3 protein-coding genes are annotated in these 3816 nt (G+C 73.2%); 2 read left to right on the top strand and 1 reads right to left on the bottom strand.

The window, feature by feature from the left end:
• Positions 1-56: 56 nt before the first annotated feature.
• Positions 57-1496 (bottom strand): GuaB1 family IMP dehydrogenase-related protein, encoded by a 1440-nt coding sequence (locus ACFU74_RS36515; protein ID WP_380764438.1) that lies wholly within the window; start codon positions 1494-1496, stop codon positions 57-59.
• 298 nt (positions 1497-1794) lie between these two features.
• On the opposite strand from ACFU74_RS36515, the gene ACFU74_RS36510 reads away from it, so the two are divergent.
• Together ACFU74_RS36510 and ACFU74_RS36505 are read left to right on the top strand one after the other, a co-directional pair.
• Positions 1795-3300 (top strand): SDR family NAD(P)-dependent oxidoreductase, encoded by a 1506-nt coding sequence (locus ACFU74_RS36510; RefSeq protein ID WP_380764437.1) that lies wholly within the window; start codon positions 1795-1797, stop codon positions 3298-3300.
• A 38-nt stretch (positions 3301-3338) separates the two neighbouring features.
• Positions 3339-3797: an NUDIX hydrolase gene (locus ACFU74_RS36505; protein WP_380764436.1), complete on the top strand. Its 459-nt coding sequence runs from the start codon at positions 3339-3341 to the stop codon at positions 3795-3797.
• Positions 3798-3816 lie beyond the last annotated feature (19 nt).

Here is a 3816-nt window from a genome sequence, read left to right as displayed (position 1 = left end):
CTGCTGCTGCCGCTGGGCCTCGGCCCGGCGCCGGCAGCAGCAGCGCGCCTGCGGGATCAGGCCCAGCTGGAGTGCAGCGGCTTGCCCTCGGCGTAGCCGGCCGCGCTCTGGATGCCGACGACGGCCTTCTCGTGGAACTCCTCCAGGGTGGCCGCGCCCGCGTAGGTGCAGGAGCTGCGCACGCCCGCGACGATGGAGTCGATGAGGTCCTCGACACCCGGGCGGGCCGGGTCGAGGAACATCCGGGAGTGCGAGATGCCCTCCTCGAACAGCGCCTTGCGGGCCCGGTCGTACGAGGAGTCCTGCGCGGTGCGGTTGCTCACGGCCCGCTTGGAGGCCATGCCGAAGGACTCCTTGTACTGCCGGCCGTCGGCGGTGGCCTGGAGGTCGCCGGGCGACTCGTAGGTACCGGCGAACCAGGAGCCGATCATCACATTGGACGCGCCGGCGGCCAGCGCCATGGCGACGTCGCGCGGGTGCCGCACGCCGCCGTCCGCCCAGACGTGCCTGCCCAGCCGGCGGGCCTCGGCGGCGCACTCCAGAACGGCCGAGAACTGCGGTCGCCCGACGCCGGTCATCATCCGGGTGGTGCACATCGCGCCCGGGCCGACCCCGACCTTCAGGATGTCGGCGCCCGCCTCGACGAGGTCGCGCACGCCCGCCGCCGAGACGACGTTGCCCGCGACCACCGGGACCTGCGGGTCCAGGCCGCGCACGGCCCGCAGCGCGGTGATCATCGACTCCTGGTGGCCGTGCGCGGTGTCCACCACCAGGGCGTCCGCGCCCGCCTCCAGCAGGGCCTTGGCCTTGCCCGCGACGTCGCCGTTGATGCCGACGGTGGCGGCGATCCGCAGCCGGCCGGCGGCGTCCACGGCGGGGGTGTAGAGGGTGGCGCGCAGCGCGTTCTTGCGGGTCAGGATGCCGACCAGGCGGCCCTCGCGGTCCACCACGGGGGCGAGCCTGCGGTGCCCCTCGCTGAGCTTGTCGAAGGCGTCGCGCGGGTCGATGTCCTCCTCCAGCAGCAGCAGTTCGCGGGACATCACGTCGGCGAGCGAGGTGAAGCGGTCGACGCCCTGGCAGTCGGAGTCGGTGACGACGCCGACCGGCCGGCCGTCCTCGACCACCACCAGCGCGCCGTGGGCGCGCTTGGGCAGCAGGGAGAGGGCCTCGGCGACGGTGGCGCCGGGGTCGAGGGTGATGGCCGTGTCGTGCACCAGGTGGCGGCGCTTGACCCAGCCGACGACCTCGGCGATGACCTCGGTCGGGATGTCCTGGGGGATGGCGACCAGGCCGCCGCGGCGGGCGACGGTCTCGGCCATCCGGCGGCCGGCGATGGCGGTCATATTGGCGACGACCAGCGGGATCGTGGTGCCGGTGCCGTCGTTGGAGGAGAGGTCGACACCCTGGCGGGAGCCCACGGCGGATCGACTGGGGACCATGAAGACGTCGTCGTACGTCAAGTCGTACGAGGGCATGAGGTCGTTCAGGAAGCGCATGAAGGGGGCTCTCTGCTGGGAGAAAAGTACACCTCGGGTGCGGGTGCGGCTCGGCCGCAGGGCGCACTCGGGAGCCCCTGCACCCGGCGTTCGATTCTCCGCGAGCCGTTCGCCAAAAGCCAGTTCGAGCACGTTTGCTGGCGCTGCACACAAGCCATGATCGAAGCTCCGCGCGTAGACCTGGAGGATCCTCCAAATACTCGGCTTTTCGCCCCGGCCGGGGCCCCTCCCGTAGCATTCACGCGGTAAACGCGGCGAACGCCGTGATCGGCGAGGCGAGCGGGAAACGGCAGAGCGCATGACGGCGGCGGGCGTGGACATCGAGCAGGACAACGGCACCGAGGCCGCCGAGGGGGTCGACTACGGCCCGGGCCTCGACCCGGAGCGCCTGCGGCTCTGCCTGGAGGTGCTGGCCGAGCTGGACGAACTGCACGTCGACCACCCGGACGCGATCACCGTCCGCCAGGCCGTCGGCGGCATATTCCGCACCCTGAAGCAGCGCCGCCGCCAGGAGACCCGGGCCCGCAAGACCGCCAACGACCGCGAGGTCACCGCGCGCACCGCGACCGGCGCGCCGACCCGGATCGACGACGAGACGGCCGGCGCGTTCGGCCTGACCACCGTCACCACCACCGAGATCGCCGGGATCCTGGAGCGCCCCCGCTCCTGCTACATCTGCAAGCAGCGCTACGTCGAGGTCGACGCGTTCTACCACAACCTCTGCCAGGACTGCGCGGTCAAGAACCGGGCCCGCCGCGACGCCCGCGCCGACCTCACCGGCAAGCGCGCGCTGCTGACCGGCGGCCGGGCCAAGATCGGCATGTACATCGCGCTGATGCTGCTGCGCGACGGCGCCCACACCACCATCACCACCCGCTTCCCCAACGACGCGATCCGCCGCTTCACCGCGATGCCGGACAGCGCCGAGTGGCTGCACCGGCTGAAGATCATCGGCATCGACCTGCGCGACCCGGCCCAGGTGATGGCGCTGGCCGACGAGGTCGCCGCGGACGGCCCGCTGGACATCCTGATCAACAACGCCGCGCAGACCGTGCGCCGCCCGCCGGAGTCCTACCGCGAGCTGGTCGCCGCCGAGTCCGCGCCGCTGCCGGCCGGCGAGCTGCCGCAGTCCACCACCATCGGCCGGTTCAACAGCGGCAGCGTCGACCTGCCCGCCCTGCCGCAGCAGGCCACCGGCGGCGAGCGGATCCCCGCCGCGGACGTCACCTCGCTCGCGCTGGTCACCGGCTCGGCAACGCCCGAGCGGATCCAGGCCGGCACCGCGATCGACGCCGGCGGCCTGGTGCCCGACCTCGCGGACACCAACAGCTGGGTGCAGACCGTCAGCGAGGTCGGCCCGGTGGAGCTGCTGGAGGTCCAGCTCTGCAACTCCACCGCGCCGTTCATCCTGATCAGCCGGCTGCGCCCGGCGATGGCCGCCTCGGCGTCCCGGCGCAAGTACGTGGTCAACGTCTCCGCGATGGAGGGCGTCTTCCAGCGCGGCTACAAGGGCGCCGGCCACCCGCACACCAACATGGCCAAGGCGGCGCTGAACATGCTCACCCGCACCAGCGCGCTGGAGATGTTCCAGGCCGACGGCATCCTGATGACCGCCGTCGACACCGGCTGGATCACCGACGAGCGCCCGCACCCGGACAAGATGCGGCTGGCCGACGAGGGCTTCCACGCCCCGCTCGACCTGGTCGACGGTGCGGCCCGGGTCTACGACCCGATCGTCCGCGGCGAGCAGGGCGAGGACCTCTACGGCTGCTTCCTGAAGGACTTCGAGCGCGCCGCCTGGTAACCCCCGGCCCCGGCCCCCTTTCCGACGGAGGAACCGCCATGACCACCACCGCACCGATGCTCGGCGCCGGCGTGATCGTGCCCACCGGGGACGGCCGGGTGCTGATCGGCCGCCGCACCACCCCGGGCGAGCCGCCGACCTGGAGCCTGCCCGGCGGCAAGGTCGACCCCGGCGAGTCCTTCGAGCGGACGGCGGCGCGCGAGCTGGCCGAGGAGACCGGGATCGTGCTGCCCGCCGAGGAGATGCGGGTGCTGGCGGTCCTGCTCGACCACGAGCTGGGCCGCCCCCGGCTGACCGCCGCGGTGCTCGCCCCGCCGAGCCTGGCGCCCGCCCTGGTCACCGAGCCGCACGCGTGCGGCGGCTGGGAGCGCGTGGCGCTGGACGCGCTGCCGCAGCCGATGTTCTACCCGTCCGGGCTGGTGCTCGCCAGCTGGCGCCCGGAGCTGGGCGCCGGTGCGGCCCGGGCCGGGACGCACGCGTACCCCGTCGTCCGCTGATCCACGGGCACCGCCCCGG

The sequence above is a fragment of the Kitasatospora sp. NPDC057500 genome (genome assembly GCF_042802195.1).
Classification (GTDB): Bacteria; Actinomycetota; Actinomycetes; order Streptomycetales; family Streptomycetaceae; genus Kitasatospora.
This window is presented reverse-complemented; position numbering and strand designations above follow the sequence as displayed.

Coding starts and splice junctions, on each gene's coding strand:
- ACFU74_RS36515 (WP_380764438.1), bottom strand. CDS start 1,496: ATGCGCTTCCTGAACGACCTCATGCCCTCGTACGACTTGACGTACGAC.
- ACFU74_RS36510 (WP_380764437.1), top strand. CDS start 1,795: ATGACGGCGGCGGGCGTGGACATCGAGCAGGACAACGGCACCGAGGCC.
- ACFU74_RS36505 (WP_380764436.1), top strand. CDS start 3,339: ATGACCACCACCGCACCGATGCTCGGCGCCGGCGTGATCGTGCCCACC.